Annotated in this window: 14 protein-coding genes; 6 read left to right on the top strand and 8 right to left on the bottom strand. The window is 61.7% G+C overall.

Annotated features, from left to right (window positions below; translation table 11 throughout):
- Positions 1 to 82: 82 nt before the first annotated feature.
- From dnaX to AACY36_RS19360, 5 genes are all read left to right on the top strand, one after another.
- The gene (dnaX, locus tag AACY36_RS19380) at positions 83 to 2,146 is read left to right on the top strand and encodes a DNA polymerase III subunit gamma/tau (protein ID WP_339436439.1); all 2,064 of its coding nucleotides are present in this window, start codon (positions 83 to 85) and stop codon (positions 2,144 to 2,146) included.
- A 43-nt stretch (positions 2,147 to 2,189) separates the two neighbouring features.
- Positions 2,190 to 2,528: a YbaB/EbfC family nucleoid-associated protein gene (locus tag AACY36_RS19375; protein WP_049712036.1), complete on the top strand. Its 339-nt coding sequence runs from the start codon at positions 2,190 to 2,192 to the stop codon at positions 2,526 to 2,528.
- Positions 2,529 to 2,681: 153 nt separating this feature from the next.
- Positions 2,682 to 3,716, top strand: coding sequence for an NADP-dependent oxidoreductase (locus AACY36_RS19370; protein WP_339436438.1), 1,035 nt, complete (start codon positions 2,682 to 2,684; stop codon positions 3,714 to 3,716).
- A gap of 66 nt (positions 3,717 to 3,782) precedes the next feature.
- Positions 3,783 to 4,385, top strand: a complete 603-nt coding sequence (gene recR / locus AACY36_RS19365) for a recombination mediator RecR (RefSeq protein WP_065873846.1) — start codon at positions 3,783 to 3,785, stop codon at positions 4,383 to 4,385.
- Between the two features lie 199 nt (positions 4,386 to 4,584).
- Positions 4,585 to 5,733: an acyl-CoA dehydrogenase family protein gene (locus tag AACY36_RS19360; protein ID WP_339497429.1), complete on the top strand. Its 1,149-nt coding sequence runs from the start codon at positions 4,585 to 4,587 to the stop codon at positions 5,731 to 5,733.
- 87 nt (positions 5,734 to 5,820) lie between these two features.
- Here AACY36_RS19360 and AACY36_RS19355 read toward each other — a convergent pair whose 3' ends face one another.
- Together AACY36_RS19355 and fnr are read right to left on the bottom strand one after the other, a co-directional pair.
- Positions 5,821 to 6,369 carry an adenine phosphoribosyltransferase gene (locus AACY36_RS19355; RefSeq protein WP_065873845.1) on the bottom strand — a complete coding sequence of 183 codons (549 nt, stop codon included), beginning with the start codon at positions 6,367 to 6,369 and terminating at the stop codon, positions 5,821 to 5,823.
- Positions 6,370 to 6,447: 78 nt separating this feature from the next.
- A complete protein-coding gene (gene fnr / locus AACY36_RS19350; protein WP_049712041.1) occupies positions 6,448 to 7,182 on the bottom strand; it encodes a fumarate/nitrate reduction transcriptional regulator Fnr in 735 nt (244 codons plus the stop codon).
- Positions 7,183 to 7,333: 151 nt separating this feature from the next.
- Between fnr and AACY36_RS19345 the strand changes: the two genes are divergently transcribed.
- Positions 7,334 to 7,801, top strand: coding sequence for a hypothetical protein (locus AACY36_RS19345; RefSeq protein WP_339418749.1), 468 nt, complete (start codon positions 7,334 to 7,336; stop codon positions 7,799 to 7,801).
- Here the strand turns inward: AACY36_RS19345 and hemN are convergent, their stop codons facing one another.
- From hemN to ccoG, 6 genes are all read right to left on the bottom strand, one after another.
- A complete protein-coding gene (gene hemN, locus AACY36_RS19340) occupies positions 7,802 to 9,184 on the bottom strand; it encodes an oxygen-independent coproporphyrinogen III oxidase (protein WP_339418748.1) in 1,383 nt (460 codons plus the stop codon).
- Positions 9,185 to 9,274: 90 nt separating this feature from the next.
- Positions 9,275 to 9,958, bottom strand: a complete 684-nt coding sequence (locus tag AACY36_RS19335; protein WP_339418746.1) for a sulfite exporter TauE/SafE family protein — start codon at positions 9,956 to 9,958, stop codon at positions 9,275 to 9,277.
- Positions 9,951 to 10,163 carry a cbb3-type cytochrome oxidase assembly protein CcoS gene (gene ccoS, locus AACY36_RS19330; protein ID WP_339418744.1) on the bottom strand — a complete coding sequence of 71 codons (213 nt, stop codon included), beginning with the start codon at positions 10,161 to 10,163 and terminating at the stop codon, positions 9,951 to 9,953. Before ccoS ends, AACY36_RS19335 begins: the two co-directional genes overlap by 8 nt.
- Positions 10,164 to 10,185: 22 nt before the next feature.
- The gene (locus AACY36_RS19325) at positions 10,186 to 12,630 is read right to left on the bottom strand and encodes a heavy metal translocating P-type ATPase (protein ID WP_339418742.1); all 2,445 of its coding nucleotides are present in this window, start codon (positions 12,628 to 12,630) and stop codon (positions 10,186 to 10,188) included.
- A 66-nt stretch (positions 12,631 to 12,696) separates the two neighbouring features.
- Positions 12,697 to 13,236, bottom strand: coding sequence for a FixH family protein (locus AACY36_RS19320; protein ID WP_339418740.1), 540 nt, complete (start codon positions 13,234 to 13,236; stop codon positions 12,697 to 12,699).
- Positions 13,237 to 13,251: 15 nt separating this feature from the next.
- A complete protein-coding gene (gene ccoG, locus AACY36_RS19315) occupies positions 13,252 to 14,655 on the bottom strand; it encodes a cytochrome c oxidase accessory protein CcoG (RefSeq protein WP_339418738.1) in 1,404 nt (467 codons plus the stop codon).
- Positions 14,656 to 14,778: the final 123 nt, after the last annotated feature.

Here is a 14,778-nt window from a genome sequence, read left to right as displayed (position 1 = left end):
ATTAGGCGAGCGTGCCGGATGCAATTTCCCCCTTGCTCCGCTAGCATTACCGGCTTCCGCTTCCCAGTTGCGACGGTTTTCGATGAGTTATCAGGTTCTTGCACGTAAATGGCGTCCGCGCTCGTTCCGCGAAATGGTCGGCCAGACCCATGTGCTCAAGGCTCTGATCAATGCCTTGGACAGCCAACGGCTGCACCACGCCTACCTGTTCACCGGTACCCGAGGAGTGGGCAAGACCACCATTGCGCGCATCATCGCCAAATGCCTGAACTGTGAAACCGGTATCACTTCGACGCCCTGCGGCACCTGCTCGGTGTGCAAGGAAATCGACGAAGGGCGTTTCGTCGACCTGATCGAAATCGACGCCGCGAGCCGTACCAAGGTCGAAGACACCCGCGAGCTGCTGGATAACGTGCAGTACGCGCCGAGCCGTGGCCGCTTCAAGGTCTACCTGATCGACGAAGTGCACATGCTGTCCAGCCATTCCTTCAACGCCTTGTTGAAAACCCTGGAAGAGCCGCCGCCCTACGTTAAATTCATCCTGGCCACCACCGACCCGCAGAAACTACCTGCAACGATTTTGTCGCGGTGCCTGCAGTTCTCCCTGAAAAACATGACCCCCGAGCGAGTGGTCGAGCATTTGACCCACGTGCTGGGCGTCGAGAACGTACCGTTTGAAGACGATGCCTTGTGGCTGCTCGGCCGCGCCGCCGATGGTTCGATGCGGGACGCCATGAGCCTCACCGATCAGGCCATCGCCTTTGGTGAAGGCAAGGTCATGGCCGCCGACGTGCGCGCCATGCTCGGCACCCTCGACCACGGGCAGGTATTCGACGTGCTGCACGCGCTGATCGAAGGCGACGCCAAGGCGTTGCTCGAAGCCGTGCGCCACCTGTCGGAGCAAGGCCCGGACTGGAACGGCGTGCTCTCGGAAATCCTCAATGTGCTGCACCGCGTTGCCATCGCCCAGGCCCTGCCGGAAGGGGTCGACAACGGTCATGGCGACCGCGACCGCGTGTTGGCCCTGGCCCAGGCGTTGCCGGCCGAAGATGTGCAGTTCTATTACCAGATGGGCCTGATCGGTCGCCGGGACCTGCCTTTGGCGCCGGACCCGCGCGGTGGCTTTGAAATGGTGCTGCTGCGCATGCTGGCCTTCCGGCCCGCGGACGCTGCCGATGCGCCGAGACAGCCGCTAAAGCCAGTGGGGATCAGCCAGGCCACAGTTGATTCCGCCAAACCAGTGGCTGGCGCGGCAGTGGTTGCGCCAGTGGTGGCTGCACCCGCGCCGGTCGCGCCGGTCGCGCCGGTACCTGAGCCAGAGCCTGTGGTTGCTGCGCCAGTGGTCGAGTCGGAACCGATCGCCGAGCCTGAGCCGGTCGTCGATTTGCCCTGGAATAATCCGGTAGACGCCGACGCTGAAGTCGAGCAGGTGCCTGCCGTGGAGCCTGTGCTGGAAACCAGCAGCGAGCAGCCCGAGCTGACGCCGATGCCCAAGCCGACCCCGGACAGCGTGGTGCCGGATGCCCCTGAGTGGGCCTCTGCGCCTGTTCCCGAGCCAACCGTGGCCCAGGTGGAAGCTGCCACCCCAGGCATCGACCTTGACGACGAACCGCCGCTGGACGAAGACTACATTGAGCCGGACATGGATTCGGCCTACAGCTACCTGGACGACCTGGCCAGCGAACACACCGCCGAGCCGGCCCCTGAGCCCGAGGCGGAACCCGCTTCAGCCCCGGCCACCGGCCTGGCGCTGCAATGGCTGGAGCTGTTCCCGAAACTGCCGATCTCCGGCATGACCGGCAGCATCGCCGCTAACTGCACGCTGATTTCCATTGAAGGCGACCACTGGCTGTTGCACCTGGACCCGGCCCACAGCGCCCTGTTCAACGCGACCCAGCAGCGCCGCCTGAACGATGCGCTGAACCAGTACCATGAGCGCGCGTTGACCATCGCCATCGAGCTGATCAAGCCTGAGCAGGAAACCCCGGCTCAGGCCGCGAGCCGCCGGCGTATCAACCGCCAGCGTGAAGCGCAAGACTCGATCCACGCTGATCCGCTCATCCAGCAAATGATGCAACAGTTCGGTGCGGTCGTCCGTCACGATACTATTGAACCCGTCGAAGCCCCGGTGCCCCAAGCGTCATAACACCGGGCCAATCATTGATCCACGTACTTTTGAGGTGATTCCCATGATGAAAGGTGGCATGGCCGGCCTGATGAAGCAGGCGCAGCAGATGCAGGAAAAGATGGCCAAGATGCAGGAAGAACTGGCCAACGCCGAAGTCACCGGTAAGGCCGGTGGCGATATGGTCAGTGTGGTAATGACCGGTCGTCACGACATCAAGCGCGTGAGCATCGACCCAAGCGTATTGCCAGGCACCAGCGAAGATGATCTGGAAATGCTCGAGGCGCTGTTCGCCGCGGCCGTCAACGACGCCGTGCGCAAGATCGAAGCCAACAGTCAGGAAAAAATGGGTGGCGTGACCGCTGGCATGCAACTGCCACCGGGCATGAAGCTGCCGTTCTGATCGGCAAGCCTTAGCTAGACTCAAATGCCAGGCCTCGTGCCTGGCATTTTTTTTACTCGCCCTACGGGACGGTAACTCTATAGAACCTCGGGGTATCAGCCGGTGTCTGCACTTGATAGCGATGAATTCGATTACCGTTAAAGGAGCACCTTCATGCCTCAAGAACCGATACTGAACCAGCGCATCGTCCTGGTCTCACGCCCCCAGGGTGCACCCACCCCGGAGAACTTCCGCCTGGAGCGGGTGAGTCTGCCGGACGTGGCAGACGGCCAGGTCCTGCTTAAGACGCTGTACCTGTCCCTTGATCCCTACATGCGCGGCCGCATGAGCGACGCACCGTCCTACGCAGCTCCAGTGGAAATCGATGAAGTGATGACCGGCGGCGCTGTCAGCCGTATCGAGCAGTCGCGTCATCCGAAATTCGAAGTGGGCGACCTGGTGGTCGGTGCTACCGGCTGGCAGAGCCACAGCATTTCCGATGGTCGCAACCTGATCCCGGTGCCAAAAGGTCTGGCCAGCCCGTCGATGGCCCTGGGTGTGCTGGGCATGCCGGGTATGACCGCCTACATGGGGCTGATGGACATCGGCCAGCCCAAGGAAGGGGAAACCCTGGTAGTGGCAGCGGCATCCGGCGCGGTCGGCTCGGTGGTGGGGCAGGTGGCCAAGCTCAAGGGCTTGCGCGTCATCGGGATCGCCGGGGGGGCGGACAAGTGCCGCTACGTGGTAGACGAATTGGGCTTTGATGCCTGCATCGACCATAAGAGCGCGGACTTTGCCAACGAATTGGCGCAGGCGTGCGACAAGGGCGTGGACATCTATTTCGAGAACGTCGGCGGCAAAGTCTTCGACGCTGTGGTGCCTTTGCTCAACCCCAAGGCGCGCATTCCGCTGTGCGGGTTGATCGCCGGCTACAACGCCCATGAAGCCCCCAGCGGGCCGGATCGCTTGCCGGCGCTGCAACGCACCTTGCTGACCAAGCGTGTGCGCATTCAGGGCTTTATCGTGTTTGATGACTACGGTGATCGCCAGCCCGAGTTCCTCAGCGCCATGGCGCCGTGGGTGCGCGATGGCAAGATCAAGTTCCGCGAAGATGTGGTCGACGGCCTGGAGCAGGCGCCGCAAGCCTTCATCGGTTTGCTGGAGGGACGCAACTTCGGCAAGTTGGTGGTGCGCGTCGCACAGGATTGAGCATTTGACGCTAATCCGAGGCGCGGGTATAAACCGCGTCTCGTTGTTTTGTCGGACCCTTCGCCCATGAGCTTCAGCCCCCTGATTCGCCAACTGATCGACGCCCTGCGCACTTTGCCGGGCGTGGGCCAGAAAACTGCCCAGCGCATGGCGCTGCAACTGCTGGAGCGTGATCGCAGCGGCGGCACCCGGTTGGCCCAGGCCCTGAGCCAGGCCATGACCGGTGTGGGCCACTGCCGCCAGTGCCGCACCCTCACCGAAGAGGAGCTCTGCCCGCAATGCGCCGACCCGCGCCGCGACGACACGCTGCTGTGCGTGGTGGAAGGGCCGATGGATGTGTACGCGGTGGAACAGACTGGCTATCGCGGGCGCTACTTCGTGCTCAAGGGCCACCTGTCGCCGCTGGACGGCTTGGGCCCGGAAGCCATCGGCATTCCGCAACTGGTGGCGCGTATTGAAGAGCAGGGCACCTTTACCGAAGTGATCCTGGCCACCAATCCGACGGTGGAAGGTGAGGCGACCGCGCATTACATCGCCCAACTCCTGAGCAACAAAGGCCTGATCACTTCGCGCATCGCCCATGGCGTGCCGCTGGGTGGCGAGTTGGAATTGGTGGACGGTGGGACGCTGGCGCATTCCTTCGCCGGTCGCAAACCCATCGCCCTTTAAGGGGCCACACAGATCAAAAGGTGGGAGCGGGCTTGCTCGCGAATGCAGGGTAGCAGTCAACAAAGATATTGACTGATCCACCGCATTCGCGAGCAAGCCCCACACACATTGGTTTTGTGTTGTGGGTGAAATCTGCAGTCAACTTGATAACCAAGCAAGCGCTTGGTAAGTTCGCTCTACCTCACAGTGGAGCTTGCCGATGTCTGCCTATCAGGACTACTTCGACCCCAGCCATCAATTGGTCCGCGACAGCGTGCACCGTTTTGTCGAACGCGAAATGTTGCCCGGCGTCGAGCAGTGGGAAGAGGCCGAGAGTTTTCCCCGAGAGCTGTACCTCAAGGCCGGCGCGGCGGGGATACTGGGCATCGGTTACCCCGAAGCCCTGGGTGGCAGTCATGAAGGTGATCTGTTCGCCAAAGTGGCCGCCAGCGAGGAGTTGATGCGCTGCGGCTCCGGCGGCGTGGTGGCGGGGCTGGGTTCGCTGGATATCGGCCTGCCGCCTGTCGTCAAGTGGGCGCGACCCGACGTACGCCAGCGCGTAGCGCCGTTGGTGTTGTCGGGTGAGAAGATCATCGCCCTGGCTGTCACAGAGCCGGGCGGCGGTTCCGACGTGGCCAGCCTGCAAACCCGCGCCATTCGCGACGGCGATCACTACCGCGTCAGCGGCAGCAAGACCTTTATCACCAGCGGCATCCGCGCCGATTTCTACACCGTGGCCGTGCGCACCGGCGAGCCGGGTTTTGCCGGTATCAGCCTGCTGCTGATCGAAAAAGACACCCCCGGTTTTACCGTCGGCCAACCTCTGAAGAAAATGGGCTGGTGGGCGTCGGACACGGCTGAATTATTCTTCGACGATTGCCGGGTGCCTGCTGGCAACCTGATCGGCGCCGAGAACATGGGTTTCGCCTGCATCATGGGCAACTTCCAGAGCGAACGCCTGGCCTTGGCCCTTATGGCCAACATGACCGCACAGCTGGCACTTGAGGAAAGCCTTATATGGGCCGCGCAACGCGAAGCCTTCGGCAAACCCATCGGCAAATTCCAGGTGATCAAGCATCGCTTGGCGGAAATGGCCACTGCCGTTGAAGTCTCCCGCGAATTCACCTACCGCCAGGCGGCAAAGATGGCCGCGGGAAAGAGTGTGATCAAGGAAATTTCCATGGCCAAGAACCTCGCCACTGACACGGCGGACCGTGTGACGTTTGACGCCGTGCAGATACTCGGGGGCCAGGGCTATATGCGTGGGAACCTGGTGGAGCGCCTGTATCGGGACAACCGTATCCTGTCCATCGGGGGAGGGACTCGGGAAGTGATGAATGAAATCATCAGCAAGCAGATGGGGTTGTGATCTTGTGTTCTTCTTGGCCTCTTCGCGAGCAAGCGGGCTTGCTCGCGAAGAGGCCGGACCGGACAACTAAGTAATCAGTTCAAGCGGTCAACGCTCAGTCAACGCAAACTGCGTCAAACAAAACGTCGGAATCCCCATATCTTCCAACCGCTGCGACCCACCCAACTCCGGCAAATCAATGATCGCCGCTGCTTCAAAAATCTGCGCACCCATGCGCCGCACCAGGTTCGCCGCCGCGATCAGGGTGCCGCCTGTGGCAATCAAATCATCGAAGATCAATACCGAGTCACCCTCACACAGGCTGTCAGCGTGCACTTCCAGGAAGGCCTCGCCGTACTCGGTCTGATAACCCTCGGCCAGCACGTCGGCTGGTAGCTTGCCCTGCTTGCGAAAGAGGATCAGCGGCTTGTTCAGTTGATAGGCGATGATCGAACCGATCAGGAACCCCCGCGCATCCATGGCGCCGATGTGCGTGAAGTCAGCCTCGACATAACGCTGGGCAAAGCTGTCGGCCACCAGCCGCAGGGCGCGAGGCGATTGGAACAGCGGGGTGATGTCACGAAAGATCACCCCAGGCTTGGGGAAGTCGATGACAGGGCGGATCAGGGATTTGATGTCGAACGAATCAAAGGTCATCGTCGAAGAGTCCTGGGCTGGAAACGGACTCGAAGTATACCTGCGGCCTCGCCAGTTGGCGCGGCCGCAGCGTCTGGATCAGGCGTCGACCGTGCCGCCGGCCAATGCACACAGTTGGATCGGGTCGAGGATATGCACTTCCTTGCCTTCGGCAGCGATCAACTCGTTCTGCTGAAAACGGGTAAACACGCGGGACACGGTTTCCACCGCCAGGCCCAGGTAGTTGCCGATTTCATTGCGCGACATGCTCAGGCGGAACTGGTTGGCCGAGAAACCACGGGCGCGGAACCGCGCGGACAAGTTGACCAGGAAGGTGGCGATGCGCTCGTCGGCGGTTTTCTTCGACAACAGCAGCATCATTTGCTGGTCGTCGCGAATCTCGCGGCTCATCACGCGCATCAGCTGACGGCGCAGTTGCGGCAATTGCAGGGCCAGTTCGTCCAGGCGCTCGAAGGGGATTTCGCACACTGACGTAGTCTCCAGCGCCTGGGCCGACACCGGGTGAATCTCGGTGTCCATGCCTGACAGCCCCACCAGTTCACTGGGCAAGTGGAACCCCGTGATCTGTTCTTCGCCGCCATCGCTCAGGCTGAACGTCTTCAACGCGCCCGAACGCACTGCATAAACGGAGTCGAACTTGTCGCCCTGGCGAAACAGAAACTCGCCTTTTTTCAGCGGGCGACCGCGTTTAACGATCTCGTCCAGCGCATCCATGTCTTCCAAATTCAACGAAAGTGGCAGGCAGAGGGGGGCCAGGCTGCAATCCTTGCAATGGGCCTGGCTGTGAGCGCGCAGTTTGACTGGCTCGGACATTTTTTAATCCTTGTGGGAAAACACACATAAGACGTAAGGGTAACGCACTGGAGGCCGCTGAAGCCAGCGTGTACAAAAAACCGGTAACGGTATAAAGGTTTTTGTACCAAGGTCGATACAGCAGGCATACCTATTAGTCGGAGCCTGGATCATGTCTGTTATAGCCGCCTACAACCCTGCCATCCGCATTCCGACTGTGCCGGATGCAAAGCCATTGGCTGAGGCCAAGGAAGAAGTTCCAGGCGCCGAAACGGCTACTGCGCCCAAAGTGGTAGAAGGTGTAACCGTGACTATTTCCGCCGATGCCTTCAAAGCCGCGGGTGCGGCCAAAAGCTCCAATGCGGATATCGATGACAGTGGCCTGGACGACAACGTCAAACAGGTGCTGAAAATGATCCGCCAACTGAAACAGCAGATCGCCGAAAAACAGGCCGAACTGGCGGCAGTCGCGGCCGCCAATAACCTCTCGCCCGAAGAGGCTCGAGCCAAGACCAGTGCTCTGCAAAGCGAAATCAGTTCTTTGCAGGCGGGCCTGATGTCGGCTCAGACCTCCCTGGCCAAGTCGATGAAAGGTATGAGCGCCAACGACTCGATGAAGGCCGCCTCGTTGTCGATGTAATCAGATCACCCGTGAAAATCGTTGCCGATTCTGGTGCTCCAGGTAGGCATCGAACACCATGCACACCGAACGCACCAGCAGTCGCCCGGCCGGCAATACACGAATGCCCTGGGCGTCGAGTTCGATCAGGCCATCTTCGGCCATGGCCTCCAGTTGCGGCCAGATGTCGTCAAAATACCCGCGAAAATCAATGTTGAAGGCCGGCTCGATCTTCTCGAACGCCAGGCTGAAATTGCAGATCAACTGTTGGATAACCTCCCGCCGCAACCGATCGTCCGAGGTGCAGACCAGGCCGCGGCTGGTGGCCAGTTGCGCGCCGGCCAAGCTGTTCTGGTAGGCGTTGAGGTCGCTGCTGTTCTGGCAGTACAGGTCGCCGATCTGGCTGATCGCCGACACCCCGAGCCCGATCAGGTCGCAATGACCGTGGGTGGTATAGCCCTGGAAGTTGCGTTGCAGAGTGCCTTCTTCCTGGGCGATGGCCAGCTCGTCGTCCGGCAGGGCGAAGTGATCCATGCCGATGTAGCGATAGCCGGCTTGGGTCAATTGCTCGATGGTGGTTTGCAGCATCAGCAGCTTTTCTGCCGGAGAAGGCAAGTCGTCGGTGTTGATGCGCCGCTGCGGCATGAAGCGTTCCGGTAGATGCGCATAGTTAAATACCGACAGGCGGTCCGGTTGCAGGCTAATCACTTCCTCCACGGTGCGCGCGAAGTTCAGCGGGGTCTGCTTGGGCAGGCCGTAGATCAGGTCGATATTGATCGAGCGAAATTGCAGGGTGCGCGCGGCGTCGATGACTGCACGGGTTTCTTCCAGGCTTTGCAGGCGGTTGACCGCGCGTTGCACCTCGGGGTCGAGGTCTTGCAGGCCGACGCTGACGCGGTTGAAGCCCAGCTCGCGCAGCAGGCCCATGGTGGCCCAATCCGCCTCGCGGGGGTCGATCTCAATGCTGTAGTCGCCGGAATCATCATCCAGCAAATTGAAGTGCTGGCGCAGACATGCCATGACCTGGCGCAGTTCGTCGTGGCTGAGAAACGTCGGCGTACCGCCGCCAAAGTGCAGTTGTTCCACTGGTTGTTTCGGGTCGAGGTGGCAGGCCACCAGCTGGATTTCCTGCACCAGGCGTTGCAGGTAAGCCTGGGCGCGGCCACGATCCTTGGTAATGACTTTGTTGCAGGCGCAGTAGTAGCAGATGTTCGCGCAGAACGGCACATGCACATACAGCGACAATGGCCGCACAGCCTTGCGACTGTCGCGCAGGGCGTGGAGCAGGTCGAACGTGCCGACCTGGCTGTCGAATTGTACGGCGGTGGGGTAGGACGTGTAGCGCGGTCCTGCCAAGTCGTAGCGGTGAATCAGATGGGTGTCCCAACGAATGGCGTCGAGCATGCGGTCGCTCCCCCGGATTGGCTAGTGGGGTGAGTCTAGGGGCACGTCGCGGGTGCCATCTTGATTTGCATCAACGGGGAGCGGCGCTACTTAGTGGCCCATTAGCCAGTGCTGGTGCGGACCGGGCAACGTCCAGATACCGAAGAGTATGACCAGCAAGCCACCGGCCATCCGCACGCTGCGTTTGCGCAGTAGCGCCGTGACCCGCTCAGCCGCCAGGCCGGTGGCCAACAGTACCGGCCAAGTGCCCAGTCCAAACGCCAGCATCAGCAACCCGCTGTCCAACGCATTCCCCTGGCTCGCCGCCCACAGCAATGTGCTGTAGACCAATCCGCACGGCAACCAGCCCCAGAGTGCGCCCAGCAGCAACGCGCGCGGCAGGCTGGACACCGGCAGCAAACGGTTGGCAACGGGCTGGATATGCCGCCACAGGCCGCGTCCGAGGCTTTCGATGCGGGTGAGGCCGCTCCACCAGCCCGCCAGGTAGAGGCCCATACTGATCAGTAACAGCCCGGCGAGTACGCGCATGAACATCGCGGCCGGGCTGTTCGCCACCGCCCAGCCGGCCAGGCCGATCAACACGCCGGCAGCGGCATAGCTGAGGATGCGCCCCAGGTTGTACGCCAGCAGCAGGCGAAACCTGCGGCTGCGCTGCTCCCTGGGGATCGCCAGGGTCAACGCGCCCATCAGCCCGCCGCACATGCCCAAGCAATGGCCGCCCCCCAGCAGGCCGAGGATCAATGCGGAGACCAACAGCGGCGCCAGTTCAAGCATGGGGCGGGTCTTTGGGCGATTGTTCGGGGTGGTTGGCTTCTTCGACACCGGCCAGGTGATTCGGGTCCTGATCGTCGAACAGCACGCTATGGGCCGGCCCATCGAGGTCGTCGTATTGGCCGCTGTCCACGGCCCAGAAGAAGATGTAGATGGCCACGCCCACTAACAGCAGCGCCGCCGGAATCATCACGTATAAAGCTGGCATCTGCACTCCATGTCCGCACGGCTCACACCGGCAGCGGGCGGGTTACTGAGGGGGCTCGGGCAACTGGCGCGCTCGGCAGGCGAGTCAGGCGCAGGGCATTGAGCACCACGGTCAACGAACTGAGGGACATACCGATCGCCGCCCAGATGGGCGTGATCCAACCCAGGGCGGCAAACGGCAGCATAAGGCCATTGTACAGCCCGGCCCACAGCAGGTTTTCAATGATCACGCGACGCGTGCGCCGCGCCAGGGAAAAGGCTTGCACCAGCGCGTCCAGACGGTTGGAAAGCAACACCGCATCGGCGCTGGTCTTGGCCAGGTCGGTGGCGGTGCCCATGGCCACGCTGATATCCGCGGCGGCGAGCACAGGCACATCGTTGACCCCATCGCCGAGCATCATCACCTTGCGGCCTTCCTTGTGCAGTTGTTGCAGCACCTGCAACTTGTCATCAGGGCGCAGGCCACCGTGGGCTTCGTCGATCCCCAATTCGGCGGCGACACTGGCGACCATCGGCGAACTGTCCCCGGACAGCAACAGCGTGCGCCAGCCGCGCGCCTTGCAGGCGGCCAGCAGGGCCGGGGCGTCACTGCGCAGGCGATCATCGAGCACAAACCAGGCGAGGGCGCCTTCGCGGTCGCCAAGCAGCAGCCATTGACCCGAATCTGTCGGTGAGGCGGGGATCGCGCAACCACTGAGTTCGCAGACAAAGCCCGGTTGGCCAATGCGCAATTGGCGCTCGCCAACGCGGCCTTCAAGACCAAGCCCAGGCGAACTGAGCACCTCATCGGCGGCCAGCGGCGCGCGGCCAAAGGCGCGGGCAATCGGGTGTTCGGAACGGTTTTCCAGGGCGGCGGCGAGGCTCAGGCACAGGTCCGTGCTCAATGTGCCCAGGGGACGGATGGCTCTCAAGGCCAAGCGGCCTTCGGTGAGGGTGCCGGTCTTGTCGAAAATCACCGTGTCGATTTGGTTCAGCCCTTCCAGCACGTGTCCGCGAGTCAGCAATAACCCGAGTTTGTGCAAGGTGCCAGTGGCGGCAGTGAGCGCGGTGGGTGTGGCCAGGGACAAGGCACATGGGCAGGTCGCGACCAACATCGCCAATACAATCCAGAACGCCCGCGAAGAATCCAATTCCCACCACAGCAAGCCGATCAGGGCGGCGGCGATCAGCGAGCACAGCAAGAACCACTGCGCAGCGTGGTCTGCGATCTGCGCCAGGCGCGGTTTCTCGGCCTGGGCGCGCTCCAGCAGGCGCACGATGGCGGACAGGCGCGTGTCATGGCCCAAGGCGCGCACTTGGACTGTTAATGCGCCTTCCACATTGAGCGTGCCCGCCGTGACCGCATCCCCGGTTTGGCGCGGTTGCGGCAGGTATTCACCGGTGAGCAGGGACTCATCAATGCTCGATTGGCCGTCGAGAATCACGCCATCCGCCGGCAGTACGGCACCGGGGTGCACCAGTACACGGTCACCCAACGCCAGCTCGGGAAGCAGGATGCGCTCGCTTTGACCATCCGCCTTGAGCCGCAGGCACGAGGCGGGCAGCAGGTTGACCAACTGCGCCGTCGCGGCAGCCGTCCGCTCGCGGGCACGCCGCTCGAGGTAGCGACCGGCCAGCAAGAACAGCGCAAACATGCCCACCGCATCGAAGTACAACTCACCTACGCCGGTGATCGCGGTCCAGATGCCCGCCAGATATGCACCGCCGATGGCCAATGAAACCGACACATCCATGGTCAGGTGACGCGTACGCAAGTCGCGCAGGGCACCCTTGAAAAACGGTGCACAGCTGTAGAACACGATGGGTGTTGTAAGAAACATCGCCACCCAGCGCAGGATCACATGCAGCTCCGGGCTCAGGTCGATGTTGAATTCCGGCCAGGTGGCCATGGTTGCCATCATCGCCTGGAACCACAGCAGCCCAGCCACACCCAATTGGCGCAGGGCCAGGCGGTTTTCGCTGGCCAGTTGCTCGGCAGCGCGGTCCGCTTGATACGGGTGGGCGGCGTAACCGATATGGCGCAGCTCGCTGAGTAACTGGCTCAACGGCAACTGCCCGTCAGCCCAGCGCACCAGCAAGCGGTGGTTGGACACGTTCAGGCGCGCCTCGGCCACGGCGGGCAGGCGGCGCAGGTGTTTCTCGATCAGCCAGCCACAGGCGGCGCAGCTGATGCCTTCCATCAGCAGCGTGGCTTCGGCGAGTTCGCCGTCGTGGCGTACAAAGGGTTTTTGCACGTCGGCGCGGTCGTACAGCGCCAGCTCGTCCACCAGTTGCACGGGTAACGCCTCAGGGTTGGCCGAGGCTTCGCTGCGGTGCTGGTAGTAGCTTTCCAGGCCACCGGCGACAATCGCTTCGGCCACCGCCTGGCAGCCGGGGCAACAGAGTTCGCGGCGTTCGCCGAGGATCACGGCGGTAAAACGGCTGCCAGAGGGGACGGGGAGGGCGCAGTGGTAGCACGGGGTGGTCATGATCTGGAATCTATAGTGGCTGGGAGCGGCGGTGCGACTTGCCCGCGATGCGCGAAGCGCAGGTTTTTACTTTTTCAGGTCTTCGGCACCCTGCAACGGTTCATCACCTAGCAGCAAGTCTTTGTCGTGGCTGACCTGTTCTTCCTCGAACATGCGCCAGGTGCGGTCGCCTTCCACGCCGAGCAATTCGACGAAGCGACGGCCTTCGACCTTGTCGGTGACCTGGCCTATGTAGCGGCCGGGCTCACTGTCACTGCGGGCCAGGTTGATCTTGCGATCCTTCTCGGGCTGGGTCGGGGAAATCAGGTTCAATTCCAGGGTGGTAGGGTTGCTGTTGCCGGTGAGGTTCACCTCGACTTCACCGGTCAGCTCATCCAGGTGCATCTTGGCGCGCAGTTGCAGGGTCTGGGCCAGCAACTCACGGTCGAGGGAACGGTTGATGCCTTTGCCGGCCTCGTAGTAGTTGTCGTTGACCAGGTTGTCCGGGTTGTTCACCGCGATGGTCACCATGGACAGGGTCAAGGTCACCGAGCAGGCCAGGATCGCAATGATGATCCAGGGCCACAGATGCTTGTACCAGGGGCTTGCAGCAGTCGCTAGGGGCATTGTTGGCTCTCTTGATTAACGGACGTGTGGGCCGATGAATCGGCTCTTGGCTTCAATCTGGACGCTGGCGTCATCGGCATCCTTGAGCATGAAGGTCACCTCGTTGGTGCTCGATGGTAATTGTTCCGGCGCACTCGACAGCTCCACCGGCATGCTGACGATATCGCCGGCGGCCACCTTGATCTCGCGGCGGCCCTGCAGCTTGAGGTCCGGCAGGCCCGAAGCATCGAGCACGTAGGTATGGTCGCGCTGATCCTTGTTCATGATCTTTAGGCTGTAGACGTTTTCGATACGCCCTTCGGCGTTTTCGCGAAACAGCACGCGGTCTTTGCTCACGTCGAAACCCACCAGAGAGCGCATGAAGAATGCCGCCGCCAGCAGGCTGATCATCGCCAGCAATACCAAGGCATAGCCGATCAAGCGCGGGCGCAACTTGTGGGTTTTCTGCCCGGAAAGATTGTGCTCGGTGGTGTAGCTGATCAGGCCTCGCGGGTAGTCCATCTTGTCCATGATGTTGTCGCAGGCGTCGATACACGCGGCGCAGCCGATGCACTCGATCTGCAGGCCGTCGCGGATGTCGATACCCGTAGGGCACACCTGCACGCACATCGTGCAATCGATGCAATCCCCCAGGCCCTGGGCCTTGTAGTCGACGCCCTTTTTACGCGGGCCGCGCAGTTCGCCACGACGTGGGTCGTAAGAAACAATCAGCGTGTCTTTGTCGAACATCACACTCTGGAAACGCGCGTACGGGCACATGTAGATGCACACCTGTTCGCGCAGCCAGCCGGCGTTGCCATAGGTGGCGAGGGTGAAGAAACCCACCCAGAAATACGACCAGCCATCGGCCTGGCCGGTGAAGAACTCGAACACCAGCTCGCGGATCGGCGAAAAGTAGCCGACAAAGGTCATGCCGGTCGCAAAGCCGATCAGCAGCCACAGGCTGTGCTTGCTGACTTTGCGCAGGAATTTGTTGGCGCCCATCGGCGCTTTATCGAGCTTGATGCGTTGGTTGCGGTCGCCTTCGGTGACCTTTTCGCACCACATGAAGATCCATGTCCACACACTTTGCGGGCAGGTATACCCACACCACACGCGTCCGGCGTACACGGTGATAAAGAACAGGCCGAACGCCGCAACAATCAGAATGCCCGACAGGAGGATGAAGTCCTGGGGCCAGAAGGTCGCGCCGAAAATAAAAAATTTACGCTCCGGCAGGTTCCACCACACAGCCTGGTGACCACCCCAGTTCAGCCACACAGTGCCGAAGTAGAGCAGGAACAGACCGGCACCACCGAGCATGCGCAGATTGCGGAACAGGCCGGTGAAGGCACGGGTATAGATTTTCTCTCGCGAGGCGTAGAGGTCGACGGTTTTGGCAGGCGGGGTAACGTCTTGTACCGGTATCTGGTCGCTCATCATTGCATCCCACGGCGGTGGAGACTTGCCTCGGCCAGTACGTGCCAACCGGGGTCAAATTAAAGGGTGTTGCAGTGGCCTGATGATACGCCCCCGTTGCTGCTGAAAGGGGACGACCTACGT

Source organism: Pseudomonas sp. EA_15y_Pfl1_P101, assembly GCF_963970835.1.
GTDB classification, from domain to species: Bacteria; Pseudomonadota; Gammaproteobacteria; order Pseudomonadales; family Pseudomonadaceae; genus Aquipseudomonas; species Aquipseudomonas tritici.
Note: the sequence above shows the minus strand (reverse complement) of the source record. Positions and strands in the feature narration are given on the sequence as shown.

Excerpts from the sequence above, each read along its gene's own strand:
- dnaX (WP_339436439.1), top strand. The coding sequence starts at position 83 with ATGAGTTATCAGGTTCTTGCACGTAAATGGCGTCCGCGCTCGTTCCGC.
- AACY36_RS19375 (WP_049712036.1), top strand. The coding sequence starts at position 2,190 with ATGATGAAAGGTGGCATGGCCGGCCTGATGAAGCAGGCGCAGCAGATG.
- AACY36_RS19370 (WP_339436438.1), top strand. The coding sequence starts at position 2,682 with ATGCCTCAAGAACCGATACTGAACCAGCGCATCGTCCTGGTCTCACGC.
- recR (WP_065873846.1), top strand. The coding sequence starts at position 3,783 with ATGAGCTTCAGCCCCCTGATTCGCCAACTGATCGACGCCCTGCGCACT.
- AACY36_RS19360 (WP_339497429.1), top strand. The coding sequence starts at position 4,585 with ATGTCTGCCTATCAGGACTACTTCGACCCCAGCCATCAATTGGTCCGC.
- AACY36_RS19355 (WP_065873845.1), bottom strand. The coding sequence starts at position 6,369 with ATGACCTTTGATTCGTTCGACATCAAATCCCTGATCCGCCCTGTCATC.
- fnr (WP_049712041.1), bottom strand. The coding sequence starts at position 7,182 with ATGTCCGAGCCAGTCAAACTGCGCGCTCACAGCCAGGCCCATTGCAAG.
- AACY36_RS19345 (WP_339418749.1), top strand. The coding sequence starts at position 7,334 with ATGTCTGTTATAGCCGCCTACAACCCTGCCATCCGCATTCCGACTGTG.
- hemN (WP_339418748.1), bottom strand. The coding sequence starts at position 9,184 with ATGCTCGACGCCATTCGTTGGGACACCCATCTGATTCACCGCTACGAC.
- AACY36_RS19335 (WP_339418746.1), bottom strand. The coding sequence starts at position 9,958 with ATGCTTGAACTGGCGCCGCTGTTGGTCTCCGCATTGATCCTCGGCCTG.
- ccoS (WP_339418744.1), bottom strand. The coding sequence starts at position 10,163 with ATGCCAGCTTTATACGTGATGATTCCGGCGGCGCTGCTGTTAGTGGGC.
- AACY36_RS19325 (WP_339418742.1), bottom strand. The coding sequence starts at position 12,630 with ATGACCACCCCGTGCTACCACTGCGCCCTCCCCGTCCCCTCTGGCAGC.
- AACY36_RS19320 (WP_339418740.1), bottom strand. The coding sequence starts at position 13,236 with ATGCCCCTAGCGACTGCTGCAAGCCCCTGGTACAAGCATCTGTGGCCC.
- ccoG (WP_339418738.1), bottom strand. The coding sequence starts at position 14,655 with ATGAGCGACCAGATACCGGTACAAGACGTTACCCCGCCTGCCAAAACC.